This is a genomic window from Streptococcus sanguinis SK1 = NCTC 7863 (assembly GCF_000194945.1).
Lineage (GTDB): Bacteria > Bacillota > Bacilli > Lactobacillales > Streptococcaceae > Streptococcus > Streptococcus sanguinis.
In genome coordinates this window covers 254,482-275,540 of the sequence record NZ_GL878511.1, presented here as the reverse complement: position 1 = coordinate 275,540, position 21,059 = coordinate 254,482, and the positions used below count along the sequence as shown (strand labels likewise).

The 21,059-nt window shown below is 42.5% G+C and carries 15 protein-coding genes; 13 read left to right on the top strand and 2 right to left on the bottom strand.

Translation table 11 applies throughout. From position 1 onward, the window contains the following. The first annotated feature begins 9 nt into the window (after positions 1-9). From HMPREF9378_RS00600 to HMPREF9378_RS00610, 3 genes are read left to right on the top strand one after another with little or no spacing between them, the layout of a single operon-like run. A complete protein-coding gene (locus HMPREF9378_RS00600) occupies positions 10-2,451 on the top strand; it encodes a glycyl radical protein (protein WP_002914448.1) in 2,442 nt (813 codons plus the stop codon). 14 nt (positions 2,452-2,465) lie between these two features. Next, positions 2,466-3,134: a fructose-6-phosphate aldolase gene (locus tag HMPREF9378_RS00605; protein WP_002914447.1), complete on the top strand. Its 669-nt coding sequence runs from the start codon at positions 2,466-2,468 to the stop codon at positions 3,132-3,134. 45 nt (positions 3,135-3,179) lie between these two features. Continuing rightward, positions 3,180-4,274, top strand: coding sequence for a glycerol dehydrogenase (locus HMPREF9378_RS00610; RefSeq protein WP_002914442.1), 1,095 nt, complete (start codon positions 3,180-3,182; stop codon positions 4,272-4,274). A 67-nt stretch (positions 4,275-4,341) separates the two neighbouring features. Here HMPREF9378_RS00610 and HMPREF9378_RS00615 read toward each other — a convergent pair whose 3' ends face one another. Beyond that, positions 4,342-4,905, bottom strand: a complete 564-nt coding sequence (locus HMPREF9378_RS00615; RefSeq protein WP_002901585.1) for a methyltransferase family protein — start codon at positions 4,903-4,905, stop codon at positions 4,342-4,344. A gap of 164 nt (positions 4,906-5,069) precedes the next feature. On the opposite strand from HMPREF9378_RS00615, the gene leuS reads away from it, so the two are divergent. Further along, positions 5,070-7,571 (top strand): leucine--tRNA ligase, encoded by a 2,502-nt coding sequence (gene leuS / locus HMPREF9378_RS00620; RefSeq protein ID WP_032911385.1) that lies wholly within the window; start codon positions 5,070-5,072, stop codon positions 7,569-7,571. Between the two features lie 114 nt (positions 7,572-7,685). Here the strand turns inward: leuS and HMPREF9378_RS00625 are convergent, their stop codons facing one another. Next, positions 7,686-8,831: a low temperature requirement protein A gene (locus tag HMPREF9378_RS00625; protein WP_032910654.1), complete on the bottom strand. Its 1,146-nt coding sequence runs from the start codon at positions 8,829-8,831 to the stop codon at positions 7,686-7,688. A 182-nt stretch (positions 8,832-9,013) separates the two neighbouring features. On the opposite strand from HMPREF9378_RS00625, the gene HMPREF9378_RS00630 reads away from it, so the two are divergent. The 9 genes from HMPREF9378_RS00630 to HMPREF9378_RS00670 all read left to right on the top strand — a co-directional run bounded on the left by HMPREF9378_RS00630 (position 9,014) and on the right by HMPREF9378_RS00670 (position 21,001). After that, entirely contained in the window at positions 9,014-9,841 is an 828-nt protein-coding gene (locus HMPREF9378_RS00630; protein ID WP_002901581.1) for an oxidoreductase, read from the top strand. A 19-nt stretch (positions 9,842-9,860) separates the two neighbouring features. Next, positions 9,861-10,841, top strand: a complete 981-nt coding sequence (locus HMPREF9378_RS00635) for a helix-turn-helix domain-containing protein (RefSeq protein WP_002901580.1) — start codon at positions 9,861-9,863, stop codon at positions 10,839-10,841. 154 nt (positions 10,842-10,995) lie between these two features. Continuing rightward, positions 10,996-11,712 (top strand): ABC transporter ATP-binding protein, encoded by a 717-nt coding sequence (locus HMPREF9378_RS00640; protein ID WP_002914439.1) that lies wholly within the window; start codon positions 10,996-10,998, stop codon positions 11,710-11,712. A 1-nt stretch (position 11,713) separates the two neighbouring features. Then, positions 11,714-12,796, top strand: a complete 1,083-nt coding sequence (locus tag HMPREF9378_RS00645; protein WP_002901578.1) for an ABC transporter permease — start codon at positions 11,714-11,716, stop codon at positions 12,794-12,796. Between the two features lie 39 nt (positions 12,797-12,835). Next, complete coding sequence (locus tag HMPREF9378_RS00650) at positions 12,836-13,459, top strand: TetR/AcrR family transcriptional regulator (RefSeq protein ID WP_002901577.1); 624 nt, start codon at positions 12,836-12,838, stop codon at positions 13,457-13,459. Positions 13,460-13,627: 168 nt separating this feature from the next. Further along, entirely contained in the window at positions 13,628-14,317 is a 690-nt protein-coding gene (locus HMPREF9378_RS00655) for a VIT1/CCC1 transporter family protein (RefSeq protein ID WP_002901576.1), read from the top strand. A 243-nt stretch (positions 14,318-14,560) separates the two neighbouring features. Continuing rightward, on the top strand, positions 14,561-15,757 hold the full coding sequence (locus HMPREF9378_RS00660) for a phosphoglycerate kinase (RefSeq protein WP_002901575.1): 1,197 nt from the start codon (positions 14,561-14,563) through the stop codon (positions 15,755-15,757). Positions 15,758-16,072: 315 nt separating this feature from the next. Continuing rightward, a complete protein-coding gene (locus tag HMPREF9378_RS00665) occupies positions 16,073-20,164 on the top strand; it encodes an antigen I/II family LPXTG-anchored adhesin (RefSeq protein ID WP_002914437.1) in 4,092 nt (1,363 codons plus the stop codon). Positions 20,165-20,335: 171 nt separating this feature from the next. Then, positions 20,336-21,001, top strand: coding sequence for a COG3942 and LysM peptidoglycan-binding domain-containing protein (locus HMPREF9378_RS00670; protein WP_002914436.1), 666 nt, complete (start codon positions 20,336-20,338; stop codon positions 20,999-21,001). Positions 21,002-21,059: the final 58 nt, after the last annotated feature.

Sequence of the window (21,059 nt, the reverse complement as noted above, 5' to 3'; positions counted from 1 at the left end):
TATGGCCAAATGATCCAAGTAAAAGAAGTAGAAAAAACAACAATAAAAACAGCCTATTTTGGCAGCTTAACAGAGCGGATGGATAAGTATCGGGAAGATGTTTTAAATAAAAAGCCCTATATTGATGCAGAACGCGCTGTCTTAGCTACCAAGGCTTATGATAAGCATAAGGAAAAGCCAAATGTGTTGAAGCGTGCTTACATGCTCAAAGAGATTTTGGAAAATATGACGCTTTATATCGAAGATGAAACGATGATCGTCGGTAATCAGGCTTCATCTAATAAAGACGCGCCTATTTTCCCAGAGTATACTTTAGAGTTTGTACTCAATGAACTAGATCTTTTTGAGAAGCGGGACGGAGACGTCTTCTACATCACAGAGGAAACCAAAGAGCAGCTCCGCAGTATTGCTCCTTTCTGGGAAAACAATAACCTCCGTGCGAGAGCTGGAGCTTTACTTCCAGAAGAAGTTCAGGTTTATATGGAAACAGGTTTCTTTGGCATGGAAGGAAAGATGAACTCTGGGGATGCCCACTTGGCGGTCAACTATCAAAAACTCTTGGCCTATGGACTGAAAGGTTTTGAAGAAAAAGCTCGCGCAGCTAAGGAAGCCTTGGATTTGACCGATCCGGCTAGTATTGACAAATACCACTTCTATGATTCCATTTTCATCGTAGTAGATGCTGTGAAAGCTTATGCGGAGCGTTTTGTGGCCTTGGCCAATCAGCTTGCTGAAAAAGCAGAGCCTAAGCGCCGTCAAGAGCTCTTAGAAATCGCTAGAATCTGTTCTAAAGTGCCGTACGAGCCAGCATCAACCTTTGCTGAAGCTGTTCAGTCTGTTTGGTTTATCCAGTGTATCCTTCAGATTGAGTCCAACGGACATTCACTCTCTTATGGACGCTTTGACCAGTACATGTATCCTTATGTCAAGGCAGATTTGGAAGCTGGACGTGAGACAGAGGCTAGTATTGTGGAACGCTTAACCAATCTTTGGATTAAGACGATTACCATTAATAAAGTGCGCAGCCAGGCCCACACATTCTCATCTGCGGGCAGTCCCCTTTATCAAAATGTGACAATCGGTGGCCAAACGAGAGATAAGAGAGATGCAGTCAACCCGCTTTCCTACCTTGTCTTGAAATCTGTAGCTCAAACTCATCTTCCTCAGCCGAATCTGACTGTTCGTTATCATGCAGGCTTAGATGCTCGCTTTATGAATGAGTGTATCGAAGTCATGAAGCTTGGTTTCGGTATGCCGGCCTTCAATAATGATGAAATCATCATTCCGTCCTTTATCGCAAAAGGCGTTTTGGAAGAAGATGCTTACGACTACAGTGCTATCGGCTGTGTGGAAACTGCTGTGCCTGGTAAATGGGGCTACCGTTGTACAGGTATGAGCTACATGAACTTCCCTAAGGTGCTCCTCATCACTATGAACGATGGAATTGATCCGGCATCTGGTAAGCGCTTTGCACCAAGCTTCGGTCATTTTAAAGATATGAAGAGCTTTGCTGAGCTGCAAACGGCTTGGGACAAGACCTTGCGCCACTTGACCCGCATGAGTGTCATCGTGGAAAATTCTATCGACCTGTCTCTTGAAAGAGAAGTGCCGGATATCCTCTGCTCAGCTTTGACAGATGACTGTATCGGACGCGGTAAGCATTTGAAAGAGGGCGGAGCTGTCTATGACTATATTTCCGGTCTTCAAGTCGGTATTGCCAATCTATCAGACTCATTGGCAGCTATCAAAAAGCTGGTCTTTGAGGAAGGCAGGCTGACTCCGGCTGAACTCTGGCATGCACTTGAAACGGACTATGCAGGTGAGCGTGGTAAAGAAATTCAAGAGATGCTGATTCATGATGCACCAAAATATGGTAATGATGATGATTACGCAGATAAGCTAGTGACAGATGCTTATGATGTTTATGTTGATGAAATCGCTAAATATCCAAATACCCGTTATGGCCGTGGTCCAATTGGCGGTATCCGATACTCTGGAACATCTTCTATTTCAGCCAATGTAGGTCAAGGTCGCGGTACTTTGGCGACACCAGATGGCCGCAATGCCGGAACACCACTCGCTGAAGGTTGCTCTCCATCCCACAATATGGACAAGAACGGCCCGACCTCTGTATTGAAATCTGTTTCTAAATTACCGACAGACGAAATCGTTGGTGGCGTTCTGCTCAATCAAAAAGTCAATCCTCAGACCCTGTCTAAGGAAGAAGATAAAGTGAAACTTATTGCTTTGCTTCGTACATTCTTTAACCGTCTGCATGGCTATCATATCCAATACAATGTCGTTTCTCGGGAAACATTGATTGATGCTCAGAAGCATCCTGAAAAACACCGCGATTTGATTGTTCGTGTTGCAGGGTACTCTGCTTTCTTCAATGTGCTTTCCAAGGCGACGCAAGATGATATTATTGGACGTACGGAGCACACATTGTAAAAGAGGTCCAATTTATGGAATTCATGCTTGATACCTTAAATTTAGAGGAGATAAAAAAATGGTCGGAAGTCCTCCCTTTGGCGGGAGTGACTTCCAATCCGACCATCGCAAAAAAAGAAGGAAAAATAGATTTCTTTGAACGGATTCGCGCTGTTCGGGAAATCATAGGAGAAGGTCCATCTATCCATGTGCAGGTTGTTGCCAAGGATTATGAGGGAATCTTGAAAGATGCTGCTGAAATTCGAAAAAAATGCGGCGATGCTGTCTACATTAAAGTTCCGGTCACACCGGCTGGGCTAGCAGCTATCAAAACTCTCAAAGCAGAGGGCTACAAGATTACAGCGACAGCCATTTATACAACCTTTCAAGGTCTATTAGCTATTGAAGCGGGGGCTGACTATCTTGCTCCTTACTATAACCGCATGGAAAATCTCAATATTGATTCAGATGCTGTCATCAGCCAGCTGGCTCAGGAGATTGAGCGGGATCATTCCGCCAGCAAAATATTGGCAGCTTCCTTTAAGAATGTTGGACAAATCAATCGTGCTTTTGCTGATGGGGCTCAAGCCATTACAGCTGGACCAGATATCTTTGCAGCAGCCTTTGCCATGCCGTCTATCGCTAAGGCAGTAGATGACTTTGCTACTGACTGGTCAGCAATTCACAATCAGGAATACATTTAAAAGGTATATATAATGCTCTATCTATAAAAAAGAAAGAGGTGTTCTATGAGAATTTTTGCAAGCCCGTCTCGTTATATTCAGGGAGAAAATGCCCTGTTTGAAAATGCAAAACAGATTCTTCAGTTAGGAAGCCATCCAGTCTTGCTTTGTGATGATGTGGTTTACCAGATTGTTGGGGAGAAGTTCCATGACTATCTTACTCGTTATGGTTTTCATGTGCTGCATGTCGCTTTTAACGGAGAAGCTTCTGACGCTGAAATAGAACGGGTCGTTGCTCTGGCTGAAAAAGACGGAGCAGACTTAGTTATTGGTCTAGGCGGTGGGAAAACGATTGACAGTGCGAAGGCGATTGCAGACATACTAGGACGTCCTGTGGTCATTGCGCCAACCATTGCCTCTACAGATGCCCCAACTTCAGCACTTTCTGTTATCTATACAGAAGATGGCGCCTTTGAAAAGTACATTTTCTATAGTAAAAACCCCGAACTAGTCTTGGTGGATACGAAAGTGATTGCTGGAGCGCCAAAACGACTTCTGGCTTCTGGGATTGCAGATGGTTTAGCGACTTGGGTAGAGGCGCGTGCCGTCCAGCAAAAAAATGGCACTACCATGCTGGGACAAAGACAGAGCTTAGCTGGTGTAGCAATTGCGAAGAAGTGTGAAGAAACCCTGTTTGCAGATGGCCTGCAGGCTATTGCAGCCTGTGAAGCAAAAGTCGTGACCCCAGCTCTGGAAAATATCATTGAAGCTAATACCCTTCTCAGTGGCGTCGGCTTTGAGAGCGGCGGTTTAGCAGCAGCCCATGCTATCCACAACGGCTTTACAGCTCTTACAGGCGATATTCATCACTTGACCCACGGCGAAAAAGTAGCCTATGGAACCTTGACCCAGCTCTTCTTAGAAAACCGTTCTAAAGAAGAATTGGAAAAATATATTCGCTTCTATCAAAAGATTGGTATGCCGACAACTCTGAAAGAAATGCATTTAGAAAATGCCAGCTATGAAGATTTGCTCAAAGTTGGTCAGCAAGCGACGATTGAGGGCGAAACCATCCATCAGATGCCATTTGAGATCTCAGCTTCTGACATTGCAGGTGCCATCCTAGCGGTTGACCAATATGTCAGGGATTTGGATAAATAAAAGCAAAATATAAAACAAGCCACCTTTCAACCATAAGGCTGACGAGGCGGCTTGTTTTTTAATGAGATTACCAGATATAAGGAAAAACTCGGTATCTAACCTTTTGGCAATAAGCTTCGTAATTTTTCCCAAAGTGATTGCCTAAAGCTTTTTCTTCTACTCTAAGTCGAATGCTATATCCTACCACCAGTAAAATAAGACTGATAATGATTGTCAGAGGATTTAGTGATGTAATCGATAGACCAAGGATAGACAAGATACTGCCAGTATAAGCAGGATTTCTCACAATAGCATAAGGACCATGGTCTACTAATTGTTGACTATCGGTTGTCTGAACGGCCAGTGTGAAGTTTTTTCCGAGATAATTGACTGCATAGATTCGCAATGCGAACCCTGCTAGGGAGATGAGAATTCCAAGATAGATAGTGAGGCTGGGTAAGTGGGGGACAAAGTCGAGAAATTGTCCGTTTATCAAAAATAAGCAGCAGATAACACTGCCGATAATGATGTAGCGGCTCCCTTTATCTGCAGAGTCGTTTACATTGTTTGACTTAGTTTTATTTTTAATCCACATTTCTGTGCTAATAAAAATAACAAAGAAAACATAAGTGAAAATAGTTTGTAAATTCATGATTATTCCTCCAGTCAGAATTATACAACTTTTAATTTTAGAGGTCAATCAGAGACTAACGCTTTAGAGATGAGTTATAGTTTTTGTCAGTGAAAACTGGATTCCGTCTTTCAAAATCCCTTGAAAATGGTATAATAGAAACAGTACAAAAAATGGAGAAAAGAATGGCTTATTATAATCACAAAGAAATCGAACCCAAGTGGCAGAAATATTGGGCAGAGCACCATACATTTAAGACAGGTACGGACAAGGACAAATCTAACTTTTATGCGCTGGACATGTTTCCTTATCCATCAGGAGCGGGACTCCATGTAGGGCATCCGGAGGGCTACACGGCGACAGATATCCTCAGCCGCTATAAGCGGGCTCAGGGCTATAATGTCCTGCATCCTATGGGCTGGGATGCCTTTGGTCTGCCAGCTGAGCAATACGCTATGGATACAGGCAATGACCCAGCTGACTTTACAGCAGAAAATATTGCCAATTTTAAGCGTCAAATCAATGCTCTAGGATTTTCGTATGACTGGGACCGAGAAATCAATACAACTGACCCTAACTACTACAAGTGGACCCAGTGGATTTTCACAAAGCTTTACGAAAAAGGCTTGGCTTATGAAGCTGAAGTGCCAGTAAACTGGGTTGAAGAGCTGGGAACGGCTATCGCCAATGAGGAAGTCCTGCCAGACGGAACATCTGAGCGCGGTGGTTATCCAGTTGTCCGAAAGCCTATGCGTCAGTGGATGCTGAAAATCACGGCCTATGCAGAACGTTTGCTCAATGACTTGGAGGAGCTGGACTGGCCAGAGTCTATCAAGGATATGCAGCGCAACTGGATCGGTAAATCAACTGGTGCTAATGTAACCTTCAAGATTAAGGACACAGACAAGGACTTCACTGTCTTTACGACTCGCCCAGACACCCTTTTTGGTGCGACCTATGCTGTTTTGGCTCCAGAGCATGCTCTCGTCGATGCCATTACAAGTGCAGAACAAGCCCAAGCAGTAGCAGACTACAAACATGCAGCCAGTCTCAAATCTGACCTTGCTCGGACTGATTTGGCTAAGGATAAGACTGGTGTCTGGACAGGAGCTTATGCCATCAATCCTGTCAATGGCAAGGAAATCCCCATCTGGATTGCCGACTATGTGCTTGCAAGCTACGGAACAGGTGCTATCATGGCTGTTCCTGCGCATGATGAGCGCGACTGGGAGTTTGCTAAGCAGTTTAACTTGGAGATTATTCCGGTTCTAGAGGGTGGCAATGTTGCTGATGCTGCTTACACAGAAGACGGTCCGCATATTAACTCGGGCTTCCTAGATGGCTTGGACAAGGCTGCCGCTATTGAAAAGATGGTTGCTTGGCTGGAAGCGGAAGGTGTCGGAAATGAAAAAGTCACCTATCGCCTGCGCGACTGGCTCTTTAGCCGTCAACGCTACTGGGGTGAGCCGATTCCAATCATTCATTGGGAAGATGGGACCTCAACGGCTGTCCCTGAAAATGAACTTCCACTTGTCCTGCCTGTAACCAAGGATATCCGCCCTTCTGGTACCGGTGAAAGCCCTCTGGCCAATCTGACTGACTGGCTGGAAGTGACTCGGGAAGATGGTGTCAAAGGACGCCGCGAAACCAACACCATGCCTCAATGGGCTGGTTCCAGCTGGTATTACCTGCGTTACATTGACCCGCACAACAATGAGAAATTAGCAGACGAAGAACTGCTCAAGGCTTGGCTGCCAGTCGATATTTACATCGGTGGCGCAGAGCACGCTGTGCTCCACCTCCTCTACGCTCGCTTCTGGCATAAATTCCTCTATGATATCGGAGTGGTACCTACCAAAGAGCCTTTCCAAAAACTCTTTAACCAAGGGATGATTTTGGGGACTAGCTACCGTGATCACCGTGGAGCACTTGTGGCAACTGACAAGGTGGAAAAACGCGATGGTTCTTTCTTCAATATCGAAACTGGAGAAGAACTGGAGCAAGCGCCTGCTAAGATGTCTAAGTCTCTGAAGAATGTAGTCAACCCAGACGATGTAGTAGAGCAATACGGTGCTGATACCCTTCGTGTCTATGAAATGTTCATGGGGCCGCTGGATGCATCTATCGCTTGGAGCGAAGAAGGGTTAGAAGGCAGCCGTAAGTTCCTTGATCGGGTTTATCGTCTCCTTAACTCTAAGGAGCTGGTCACTGAAAATAGCGGAGCTTTGGACAAGGTCTACCATGAAACGGTCAAGTCTGTCACAGAGCAGATTGAGGAGCTCAAGTTTAACACAGCCATTGCCCACCTCATGATCTTTGTCAATGTAGCCAACAAGGAAGAAAAGCTCTATGTCGAATATGCCAAAGGCTTTATCCAATTGCTGGCGCCTTTTGCACCGCACTTGGCTGAAGAACTCTGGCAGGCAGTCGCTCAAACTGGCGAGAGCATTTCCTATGTAACTTGGCCAACTTATGACGAAAGCAAACTGGTCGAAGCAGAGGTCGAAATCGTTGTTCAAATCAAGGGTAAAGTTCGTGCTAAGCTAGTCGTAACTAAGGACTTGAGCCGTGAGGAACTGCAGGAAATCGCTCTGTCAGATGAAAAAATCAAGTCTGAAATCGCCGACAAAGAAGTTGTAAAAGTCATTAGCGTACCAAATAAACTTGTTAATATCGTTGTGAAATAATTAGTTTGTTTATTGCATTTGCAGGAGATTTCAATCAAGTCTGCATCAGACAATAAAATGCTATTGTTATCAAATACAAAGAAGACCTTGAGTAAATTTTCTCAAGGTCTTTTGTTAGAACAATTCCCAATTAGGTGTTGAGAATTTCTTGGTCTGTGCCATATAAAAATGAGTAAAATGAATTTCCATTGCTAAGGTCATCAAGGTTGCGATGGAAATGACAACAGTTGGATAGGCTGAGAAAAGAAGGGAAAGAATTAGTCCGACAAGGAAGATTCCTGCTTGGAACCCATAAAAGAACTTGTTATAGCGGAGGTAACTCTTGTTGAAGCGACCATTTGACAAGACCGCAGATTGGAAGAGTCCGATACCAGCATAGAAGAAGCTAGTCGCAAAGAGGTGATGGGCTTCAGGGTTTACCAAGAAACTCATAGACACAGTGATCATAATCAAGCCGATGAAAATCGGATAGTGGCTATAAATTAGGAAAATTCCTTTATTCTCCCCTTTCTCATCAATGGCATGGTCAAACTGACCGAAATAGTTCATAAAGAGGTTGACCATGATGATAAAGTATAGGATAGAATGAATGGAAAAATGTTCCAGTGTAAAGAAATCTGCTAGACCCATAATCATCTCACCAAAGGTAATAATGACCAGCAGTGAAATGCGTTCGATGAGATGGGGCAGATTGATTTGAAAATGGGAAACTTTTCGAGTCAATAGGACGGGCATGATAAAGGTTAGGAGAATCCCAGTCATGTAGACATGAATCCCAAGATGAATTGGTAAGAGAGCAGCTAGGTAGACCAGGACAGTTCTGAGACCAGTCATCCAAAGAAACCCCTTGATGCTTTTACGATTGGCCGGCGTGGTAGATTTTCGAAGATATTCAACCAGATATTGGGAAAATAAGGTCAAGGTCAGTGTCCCAATCGTCCAGCAGAAGGCATGGAAATAGGACTGCCAGTCATTAGTAATCATGTTTGATATCAAGAGCAGCATGGCCATATTGACGAACATGACGACCATATTAAAAAGAGAATTTTTCCCATAGCGATTAGTATAGACGGTCTGAATCATCCAACAATTGACCAGAACCAGAAGTGTCATAAGGAAGCCAAAGATAGCATCTAGAGATAGAACCCCATGGTGAAGGTGATGAATGAGGGCAGTCGTTTTGGAAATCGCGTAGACAAAAACCAAGTCATAAAAAAGCTCACTAAATTCCACCCGTTTGTGTTTGATAAGATTTGACATAAGAAGACCTTTCATAGAAATTTCTAACAGTTTATTATAACAGAAAATGGATAGAATGAGGCAGATTGTTTTTTACCAGAATTTTTGGCGTAAATTGTCATTGGCGTGTCAGAATCTGTCATTTTCTTGTCGGATTCTGTATCGTATAATAGTCTCATCAATCAAATGAAACAAAAGAGGAAATGAACATGTCAAACAAAAAAGTTATCTTAGTCACAGGCGCTTCATCAGGTATCGGTTACCAAACTGCTGAACAACTTGCTAAAGAAGGTCATATTGTCTATGGCGCTGCCCGCCGTGTGGATGCCATGAAACCACTTGAAGCCTTTGGCGTGACACCAGTTAGTTTGGATATTACAGATGAAGCTAGCATTAAAGAAGCTCTTAATCTCATCATCAAGAAAGAAAATCGTATCGATGTCTTAGTCAATAATGCTGGCTACGGATCCTATGGTGCAGTTGAAAATGTAACGATTGAAGAAGCTAAGATGCAGTTCGAAGTCAATATCTTTGGTCTAGCTCGCTTGACACAACTCGTTCTTCCTTATATGCGTAACCAAAAATCAGGTCGCATTATTAATGTGGGCTCAATGGGTGGTCGTTTGACATCCTACTTTGGTGCTTGGTATCATGCGACCAAATATGCTCTCGAAGCTTTTTCAGATGGTCTTCGTATGGAAGTGTCTGATTATGGCATTGATGTCTCTATCATCGAACCAGGCGGTATTAAAACGGACTGGGGCTTCATCGCTGCTGACAAACTGGCCGAATCAGCTAAAGGTGGTGCTTATGAAGTAGCAGCCACCAAGGCAGCAGAAGGGATGCGTAAGCAATACTCTGGCAATATGATGTCAAATCCTAAAGTTATTTCAAACGCTATTTCAAAAGCAGTCAACAGCCATCGCCCTAAAACCCGCTACTTAGTAGGTATGGGAGCTAAACCTTTGGTATTCTTGCATGCTATCTTGCCAGATCGTTGGTTTGATGCCCTCATGAAGCGGGCTTCTTAAGAGAAAAAGGAGAAACCCTATGCGTCTGAATCTCAGTCAGCAATATATTGACAATTTAAAACTGATCGGGCTAGATCTGAACATGATTCTGGAACTAGCCAATCTTCCAGATACCACATGGAAGGAAGAGATGAACCTCTCAACTCTGGACTATTACCATCTTTTGATGGCTTTTGATAAGGTAGCCAATGATGAGCAGATTATCGCTATGAGCCGCATCAAGGATATTCAAATGTTCATGCCACCTTTCTTTGCGGCACTTTCGTCAAAAAATGGCCTCGCAGCGATTGAACATTTTGCCAAATATAAGAAAATCACAGGTCCTATTGTTGTCTGTATTGAGACCTTTGATGACTTAGTCCGTGTGAGCTATCGCTATGATTATCCAGGGTTTGACTTGCCTCGTTTCGCTCTCCTCAACGAACAGCTGTTATTGGTCGATTTGGTTCGGACAGGGACAGGAGAAAACATCACTCCAGCACACGTTGGGACTCCATATGTCTATGAAGAAGCGAGTATTGCGGTATTTGGTTGTCACGTGGAAAAAATGGAAGGCAATGAAGTCGTCTTTAAAAAGTCAGATTTGGAGAAACCATTTTTAACTGCCAATAATGTCATGCTAGACTACCTAGAGCCTCAACTCAAAGAGCGCTTGGCAGAAGCCGTGACTAGTGAAAGTTTTACCGGTATCGTTCAGCAAAAACTCTATCAGGCTATCCCAAGTGGGGTCTTTGGTATCGAAGATATCGCAGCGACGCTAGGGATTAGTAGCCGAACCTTGCAACGAAATCTGACGGCAGAAGGCACTAAGTTTAACCAAGAATTGCAAAATGTGCAGAAGCTCCTAGCCTTTGGTTACTTCAAGAATCCTGACATGACAACGGATGATGTAGCCTATCTGCTGGGCTATTCCGAAGTGTCCTCCTTCTCGCGGGCCTTTAAAAAGTGGACAGGAAAGACCATTTCAGAGTATCGAGAAGAGATTCAGAAACACTCCTAAAATTAGAGATATCGATTATAAGCATCAGATAATATCATCTGGTGTTTTTATTTTTTAAAGAATTTCAACTTTTTTCTTGACAAGTGAGTATACACTCACTATAATAGCTCTTGTGATTTAAAAAGTGAGTATACACTCACCTAGGAGGAAGTAAATGAAAACATTACTACATTTACAAGATTTAGTAAAATCTTTTGACCATCAAATAGTTCTGAATCATGTCAGCTTTGAATTGCAGACAGGAGAAATTATAGGATTAATTGGTCCGTCTGGTGCTGGTAAATCAACTATGATTAAGACTACGTTAGGAATGGAAAAGGCTGATGGAGGCGTAGCTTTAGTGTTAAATCACACTATGCCCAATCGCCATATTTTAGGAGATATTGGTTATATGGCCCAGTCAGATGCCTTATATGAGGCTTTGTCAGGTCAAGAAAATCTAGAATTTTTTGGTCAGCTAAAAGGGCTATCCAAAAGAGATCTGACAGCTGAAATTTCCCATGTGGCTCAAGTTGTGGATTTGACAGAGCATTTGAATAAAACGGTATTCGGTTATTCTGGAGGAATGAAACGGCGTTTATCTCTGGCCATCGCACTTCTGGGGAATCCTCAGCTCTTGATTTTGGACGAACCGACAGTTGGAATCGACCCTTCTCTTCGAAAGAAAATCTGGAAAGAATTATTCGCGCTTAGAGATAATGGGGTTGGGATATTAGTTACTACCCATGTTATGGATGAAGCAGAGTTGACGGATAAGGTCGGTTTATTATTAGGCGGAAAAATCATTGCTTTTGATACACCGCAACACTTAAAAGAAAGTTATCAAGTTTCAAGTATTGAAGAAGTATTTTTAAAAGCAGAAGGTGAGTAAAATGAGAACAATAGCGATTGCAAAAAAAGTCATCAAAGAATTACTTCGTGACAAACGAACTCTAGCCCTGATGTTTATAGCACCTGTTTTTATCATGTGGTTGATGAACCTCATGTTTTCAGCTAGTACAACCGTGAATGTCAAGTTGGCAACACAAGATCTACCAACTGGTTTGGTAACGAAAATGGATGAGCTCGATCATGTGGACGTCGAGATTTATCAAGGCTTAGATCAAGCCAAAGAAGCGCTAGTAAATGAAAAAGTCGATGCTGTGATTTCTTATAAAGACGGTGAGTATCAGGTCGACTACGCAAACACAGATGCCTCCAAGACATCTATGATACGACAAGTGTTACGAACAAGTATCGTCAATGAAGGCACCAATCAGTTATTATCTCGTGTCAAACAAGCTCTTCCACAATTGAAATTAGATGCAAAGGCGCCTGAAATCAAAGAATCTTACCAATATGGAGATAAAAATACTGGATTCTTTGCACGTATGATTCCAATTTTAATTGGCTTTGTGGTCTTCTTCTTTGTCTTTTTGATTTCTGGTATGGCGCTTTTGAAAGAACGCACCAGTGGAACACTAGAACGTTTGTTAGCAACACCAGTGAAACGATCTGAAATCGTCTATGGCTATATGTTGTCTTACGGTATTATTGCGATTTTTCAAACGGCAGTTGTCGTCTTAGCAGCAATTTGGCTACTAGATGTAGAAGTTGTAGGAAGTATTTTAAATGTTATAATAGTTAATGTGGTACTGGCTCTTGTAGCACTGGCATTTGGAATTCTCTTGTCTACTCTAGCAAAATCAGAATTCCAAATGATGCAATTTATTCCTCTCGTGATTATGCCCCAACTTTTTTTCTCAGGAATTATTCCATTGTCATCCATGGGAGAATGGGCTCCAACTGTGGGGAAATTTTTGCCATTAACCTATTCTGGTGATGCAATAAGCCAGATTATTCTTTACGGGCACAATCTTGGTGATATTTTGTCAAATCTTAGTGTTTTAATGGTTTTCTTGATCATTTTAACAATTCTTAATATTGTTGGATTGCGTCGTTATCGTAAAGTTTAGAAATCAACATAAATAATGCTAAAAAGGTGTGAAGATTAGATGGATAAGACTGTTTTTGAATCGTTTGAAGATTACTTAGAAGAAGCGAATTACCCTCAAGGAAAGAAAAAAATCATGCAGGCAGCAGTGGATCTCATATCAACCAGGAGTTACCATGGGACCTCAACTCTTCACATAGCTGAGCGTGCTGGACTAAGCCAGGCAACTTTGTTTAAGTATTTTAAGACGAAGGATGATTTACTGACGGCTATTTTACATCCTGTAGTCCCAGGCATTTTCGGTAGTTTTTTTGAGGAACTCTTAGCTTTTGAAACGACAGAAGAGAGGGTTCGTTATCTCGTCCACGATCGTATGAGCTATCTCAAAAAAAATCGTGCTTTGATGAAAATCATTCTGCAGGAGAGTTTTTCAAATAAAAAACTAAAAAATGAACAGATTTTTATCTGGAATGCTATTCAAGATAAACTTCGAGTACTTCATAAGGAATTGCTAGCAGATCCACGTGTAAATCCAGAGTTAACGATTCCTCAAATGGTTCGTATTTGTGTTGGTCCATTGTTGGCTTACTTCGCTCAGCTTTATATCGTTAGCGACAATGGAGAAATAAAAGAGGAAGACTTAGACTTATTAGAAAAACAGATCTTAGGTGGCTTGTGGAGATAATGCTTGCATTGTATTAATGAAGTTCAAGATTTAGCTTTGAGAAATATTTTAATAATCTCTTTCTTCTATTAAATAGTAGAACTTTTCTCATTTTCCTATTTTTCCTTGTATTAGTTTGAAGTTTTATTTATAATGATTATAAATAAAGAATGAGGGAGAATAATAGAGATGGAAGAGCATAAAATTGATAAGAACTTTAGTGGTCGGCTGAATATCTTGCGAGCTGGGGTTTTAGGAGCCAACGATGGTATTATTTCCATCGCAGGAGTAGTAATCGGGGTGGCCAGTGCGACGGACAATGTTTGGATAATCTTTCTGTCTGGTTTGGCAGCTGTCTTTGCTGGGGCCTTTTCTATGGCAGGCGGAGAGTATGTGTCTGTTTCTACTCAAAAAGATACTGAGGAGGCTGCTGTTGCCAGAGAGCGGGAGCTTTTAGAGAAGAATCCAGATATTGCAAGGCAGTCTCTCTATGCTGCCTATGTCCAAAATGGTGAGTGTGAGACTTCTGCTCAGCTTATGACCAATCGGGCTTTTCTCCAAGATCCGTTGGAGGCTTTGGTTCAGGAAAAATATGGAATCGAGATTGAGGAGTTCACTAATCCTTGGCATGCTGCCGTATCAAGCTTTTTAGCCTTTGCTGTTGGTGCGCTTTTTCCTATGATTACCATTATCCTGCTTCCTGCCAGCGTCCGTATCTGGGCAACCGTTCTAATCGTGGCCTTGGCCCTTTTGGGAACAGGCTATACCAGCGCTAGATTGGGCAAAGCACCGCTCAAAAATGCTATGATTCGCAACCTCGTGATCGGTCTTTTAACCATGGCGGTCACCTATGTAGTAGGGCAGGCTTTTGCAATTTAGTAATGAGAAGAGTTGAAGTCAGTAGTTTTACTGGCTTTTTGAGTTGTCAAATCTAGAGAAAAATCCAGCTTTAACTATTGTCTGAATGAGTTCAGAGCCCTTTTCCTATTCTCTAATTTCAAAGTTCGAGAGAAAGAAGTGCTATGCGCTTCTTTTTTGTGAAAATTTTCTTTATATCAAGAAAACTTTTGTAAAATATGATATAATAGTTGCGTATAAAATATGAAAAGGAGTTTTTGTAACATGGCAAAACTTACTGTTAAAGACGTTGATTTGAAAGGTAAAAAAGTCCTCGTTCGCGTAGACTTTAACGTACCATTGAAAGATGGAGTGATTACAAATGACAACCGTATCACTGCAGCTCTTCCAACTATTAAATACATCATCGAGCAAGGCGGTCGCGCAATTCTCTTCTCTCACCTTGGACGTGTTAAAGAAGAAGCAGACAAAGAAGGTAAATCTCTTGCACCAGTAGCTGCAGACTTAGCTGCTAAATTGGGTCAAGACGTTGTTTTCCCAGGTGTCACTCGTGGTGCTGAATTGGAAGCAGCTATCAATGCTCTTGAAGATGGACAAGTTCTTTTGGTTGAAAACACTCGTTTTGAAGATGTTGACGGCAAGAAAGAATCTAAAAACGATCCTGAACTTGGTAAATACTGGGCATCTCTTGGAGACGGTATCTTCGTAAATGATGCATTCGGTACAGCTCACCGTGCACACGCATCAAATGTTGGTATCTCAGCAAACGTTGAAAAAGCTGTTGCTGGCTTCCTTCTTGAAAACGAAATTGCCTATATCCAAGAAGCGGTTGAAACTCCAGAACGTCCATTCGTAGCTATTCTTGGTGGTTCAAAAGTTTCAGACAAGATCGGTGTTATCGAAAACTTGCTTGAGAAAGCTGATAAAGTTCTTATCGGTGGTGGGATGACTTACACATTCTACAAAGCACAAGGTATCGAAATCGGTAACTCACTTGTAGAAGAAGACAAATTGGATGTTGCCAAAGCTCTTCTTGAAAAAGCAAACGGCAAATTGATCTTGCCAGTTGACTCTAAAGAAGCAAATGCTTTTGCTGACTACACTGAAGTAAAAGATACTGAAGGTGAAGCAGTGGATCCAGGCTTTCTTGGTTTGGACATCGGTCCTAAATCTATCGCTAAATTTGATGAAGCCTTGACTGGTGCGAAGACTGTTGTCTGGAATGGCCCTATGGGTGTATTTGAAAACCCAGACTTCCAAGCTGGTACAATCAGTGTTATGGACGCTATCGTGAAACAACCTGGCGTAAAATCAATCATCGGTGGTGGTGACTCAGCTGCTGCAGCCATCAACCTTGGCCGTGCAGACAAGTTCTCATGGATTTCTACTGGTGGTGGTGCATCAATGGAACTCCTTGAAGGTAAAGTATTGCCAGGACTTGCAGCATTGACTGAAAAATAAGCAGTAAGTTTGGAATTTTTAATCTTGTAGAGAACAAGTACAAAACTGTAATAAGGAAAGACTAGCGAAAGCTGGTCTTTTTCTTGTATTCTCATTGTTCATTTGAAGGAAGAGAGAGCAAGGAAGAATAAAAATAGACAATATGAGTATTTATGTATAAATTTGTTCCGAGGTAAATAAAAGGAGCAAAAAATGCTTGCAAAACGAGGCAAAACTTGTTAGGATTAAGATATATATTCTGATGCTTAAAGAGGATCAAAATAAGAATGGAGCTTCTGACAGGAGGTTCCCATTACTTTTTGATTTTCTGAAGGCATGAGAAAACTGCTGACTGTAAAAGTTAGCAGAGGGAGGAGAAAAATGAAGAAAAAAGAAGTTTTTGGTTTTCGGAAAAATAAGGCTGTTAAAACTTTATGCGGTGCTGTTCTGGGTGCGGCTTTTTTAACGTCAACGATGCAAGTAAGAGCAGATGAAGTGGTATCTGATACCAATAGTCCTATCAATACTGAAATGGTAGGTACTGGAAATGCAGCGACCAATCTACCTCAAGCTCAAGGGCCAGCCAGTCAGGCATCTCAAGAGAGTCAGGCGCGAGCAGGTCAGGCAGATGGCGGTGTGATAGTGACTGTTCCAACAGCTGGTTTAGATGAAAGCGTCAAAAAGGCTCAAGAAGCTGGGCTGACAGTGGTCAAAGACCCAGCTGTTGACAAAGGAGTAGCCCAGACTGCTCAAGAAACTGCAGACAAAAAAGCGGAGATTGCAGAAGATTATGAAGCGCAAGTAACCGATATTGATGCCAAGGTCAAGGAGTACAAAGAAAAAGTATCAGCCTACGAGGCGGAAGTGGCTCGGATTACAGCAGAAAACAAAGCGACAGCGGAACAATACGCTAAAGATTTGGCTGCTCATCAAGCAGTAGTAGCTCGGATCACAGCAGAAAATGCTCAGCTGAAAGCAGATTATGAAGCGGCACTTAGTAAATACAAAACAGATTTAGCAGCGGTTCAAAAGACGAATGCGGATAACGCGGCGGCTTACCAAGCGGCAAAAGCGGCCTATGATGCAGAATTAGCCCGTGTCCAAAAGGAAAATCAAGATAAAAAAGCTCAATATGAAGCAGATTTAGCAGCTTATGAAGCTAAAAAGACTCAAATTGAAGCTGAAAATGCAGCAGCTCAAAAAGAATATGAGCAAAAGCTAGCAGAGAACCAAGCTAAGAATGCCACTATAGCAGCTGAAAATGAAGAAATCAAGAAGCGTAATGCCCAAGCCCAAGCAAACTATCAAACTCAGCTAGCCCAGTATAATGCTGATTTGGCTGCCTATAAAACAAAATTAGCCAAGTATCAGCAAGATAAGGCTAAATATGATGCTGAACAGGCCAAGATTAAGGCTGGTCTGGCTATTGCAGAAACAAAGAAGACTGAAGACGGGCATTTGAGCCGTCCAATTGCGCAAAGCCTGGTTTTCAAATCAGAACCTAATGCTAATTTGTCACTGACTACAACTGGTGAGTTTGTCAGCTATGCTGGTATGGAAGCCGCTGTAAAGAATACTGCAGAGTTTTCTAAGAAATTCTTCCAACTGGACAACTTCAAAGTAACAGATATTCAAAATGCTAACTATCAGACCAACCAGCAGGAAAGCTTTGGTACAGTTGGCAAGTATGCAGGCTACAGTTCTAACGTAACAAGCGGTAAAGGGCCAACTGAATGGTCTTCTGTCTTGTTGCGTCGTGGTGAGTCTGCTACAGCAACCTATACAAATCTCCAGGGGACTTATTATCGAGGGAAAAAAGTTTCTAAAATTGTCTATACTTATACCCTTGATCCAAGCTCTCAATTCCGCAATGATAAGGCCTGGTTAGGTATTTTTAAAGACCCGACAATGGGAGTTTTTGCTTCAGCTTATACAGGAAATTTTGAAGATGCAACCTCTCTCTTTGTGAAGACGGAATTTGTCTTTTATGATGATAAAGGCCAACCTATTAATTTTGATCAGGCTTTGATGTCCGTGGCTTCCCTCAACCGTGAAGCTAATTCTATCGAAATGGCCAAAGATTATACCGGAACTTTCAACAAGATTTCGGGTTCATCAGTTGGTGAAAAGAACGGCCAAATCTATGCGACTGAGTCTGAAAACTTCAAAAAAGATGTTGGCGGATCTCGCTTCACCATGTATAAGAATAGTCAGCCGGACTCAGGCTGGGACACTACAGATGCTCCGAATTCATGGTATGGAGCAGGAGCGGTAGAAATTTCTGGCACGACCAACAGTATGACGATTGGAACAATTTCCTCTTCTGAAGTGTTAGGCCAGCCAGAGGCTACTGATCCACGTAGGGCTGATAAGTTAGCTCCTAAGAAACCAAATATTTGGTTTGCGATTAATGGTGATATCCGAGCGACTGATCTGCCAATTATTACAGTAGAAGAACCGGAAGCGCCCGTAGCTCCTACAGCTCCTGCAGTGCCAAGTGAAGAAGCGCTTAAGCCTTTGGTTCCAGCTCCAACTGCACCAACACCGAAGGCTCTTCCAACACCTCCGGCAGCACCGACTTATGATAAGGAGCCGGAAGCGCCAACTCGTACACCAGAAACACCGGAGCCTAATAAACCGGTAGAACCAACTTATAGCCCGCTACCAACCTCATCAACAGAGCCTGTTTATCAAAAAGAGCCAGCAGCGCCTGTAGCTCCGACTGTGCACTATCATTATCATCTCTTGCGATCTCAGCCGCAGATTCATAAAGAGATTCAAAATGACCAAGGCACCAATATTGATAAGACTCTGGTGGCTAAGCAGTCCGTTGTTCAGTTTGCTCTAAAGACAGAAGCTCTTCCAGCTGGACGCAGTGAGACGACTTCCTTTGTCATTGCTGATCCGTTGCCAAGTGGTTATGAAGTTGACTTAGAAGCAACAAAAGCTGCTAGTGCAGGTTTTGACGTCAGCTATGATAAGGCTGGTCACACAGTGACATTTAAAGCAACTGCAGCAACGCTAGCTACTTATAACGCTGATAGGACCAAAGAAGTTGCTACGCTCTTTCCAACAGTGGTTGGCCGAGTACTCAATGATGGCGCAACTTATACTAATAATTTCACCCTGACAGTCAATGATGCCTATGGTGTTCGCTCAAACGTAGTACGCGTGACCACGCCAGGCAAGCCTGATGATTCAGACAATCCTAGCAATAATTACATCAAACCAACCAAGGTCAATAAAAACAAGGCAGGATTGGTGATTGATGGCAAGGAAGTCTTGGCTGGTTCGACCAATTACTACGAGCTGACTTGGGATTTGGATCAGTATAAGGGTGACAAGTCATCTAAGAGCACGATTCAAAAAGGTTTCTACTATGTAGATGACTATCCGGAAGAAGCACTTGAACTTCGTCCGGAATTAGTCAAGCTAGTAGATGCAGATGGCAAGGCTGTGGCAGGTGTGACAGTGACCCACTACGAGAGCCTTGAAAAAGCCCCTGCAGCAGTTCGAGAGCTCCTTCAAAAGGCGAATGTCACTGTTAAAGGTTCTTTCCAACTCTTTGCAGCAGACGATGACCAAGCCTTTTATGACCACTATGTCGTAACAGGTAAGTCTTTGACGATAACAAGTCCTATGGCAGTCAAAGAAGGAATGGGCCGCACAGGTGGTAAATTCGAGAACAAGGCTTATCAAATTGACTTTGGAAATGGTTATGCGACAGACGTAGTCGTCAACAATGTTCCTAAAATCAGTCCTGAAAAAGATATTACCCTGAGCCTTGATCCGACAAGTGCAGAAAACTTGGATGGCAAGGAACTGACTTTGGGACGGCACTTTAACTACCGTCTCATCGGAGGCTTGATCCCTGCTAACCACTCTGAAGGTTTGACAGACTATAGCTTTGTGGATGATTATGACCAACGAGGAGATGAGTACATGGGTGCTTACAAAACCTTTGCCAAAGTGGACATCACGCTCAAAGATGGTAAGGTGATAAAGGCTGGTACAGATTTGACTGAGTATACAGCTGCGAATATTGATCTTGAGAAAGGCTTGATTTCTATTCGTTTCAAGGAAGAATTCTTAGAGACTATTTCTCTGGATTCAGCTTTTCAGGCTGAAACCTATCTACAGATGAAGCGGATTGCTGCGGGTACTTTTGAAAATACCTACATTAATACTGTCAATCATGTAGTCTATGCTTCAAATACGGTTACAACAGTCACTCCTAAGGCACAGCATCTGCTTGTTTCAGATGTAAACGATCCAAGAAGAGCCAATCCAACTTCAGCAGCTAAAAAGATTCCTGTTTCTCTTCTGCCAGAAACGGGAGCCAAAGATACAGTCTATCTGCCATATCTAGGTTTAGCAGCCATTATTGGTGCTTTAGGTCTAGGAAAATTGAAGGGTAAAGAAGACTGATAATAGATGAGGCTAGGGAATCCCTAGCCTTTTATCTTTAAAAATACTGCTAAATCTCATGTAGCAAAAGTCTAAATCATTTGTAACATGACAAAAACATAACTCTAAAAAAACTGACATGTAAATATTGTATGATTTTTTTATCATCAAATTATACGGAGAAACACATTTATGAAAAAAACATTTGCTAAAGCGACTCTTGGTTTAACTTCCACAGCTTTTTTGGCGACAATCGGCGCTCAAGCTGTTCATGCAGATTCTTATGTTGTCCAGCAAGGGGACTCTTTTTTTGCCATTGCTAGTGCAAATGGAATGAATCCTTACGAACTTGCTGCCAATAATGGAAAGACAATTTTTGATACGATTAACCCAGGGGATGTGTTGCAAGTAAATGGCACTGCTTTGGCTCAGACTTACAATCCTTACAGCGCTCCAGCTTATAAAGCGACAAGTGATGCTGCTTTGGTATCTGATACTGAAGATGTTGTCTTAAATACGCCAACTGACTATGGCAATTCTTACCCAATCGGCCAATGTACCTGGGGCGTGAAAGAAATGGCTCCCTGGGCAAGCAACTGGTGGGGGAATGCTAATACTTGGGCAATCAATGCTGGTGCTCAGGGTTATGCAACAGGAAATGTTCCAGTACCAGGCGCTATTGCAGTTTGGGATGGTGGCGAATACGGACATGTTGCTTATGTGACAGATGTGCAAAGCGACAGCTCTATTCAAGTCTTGGAAGCCAACTACAATCGCCAAAAGCAAATTAACAACTATCGTGGCTACTTTAATCCGAATGAATTTATGGGTGGAGTTACCTACATTTATCCAAACTAAAGAAATAAAAACGCGGCTGGGACAGATAATGTCTCAGCTTTTAAATAGTCGATAGCTC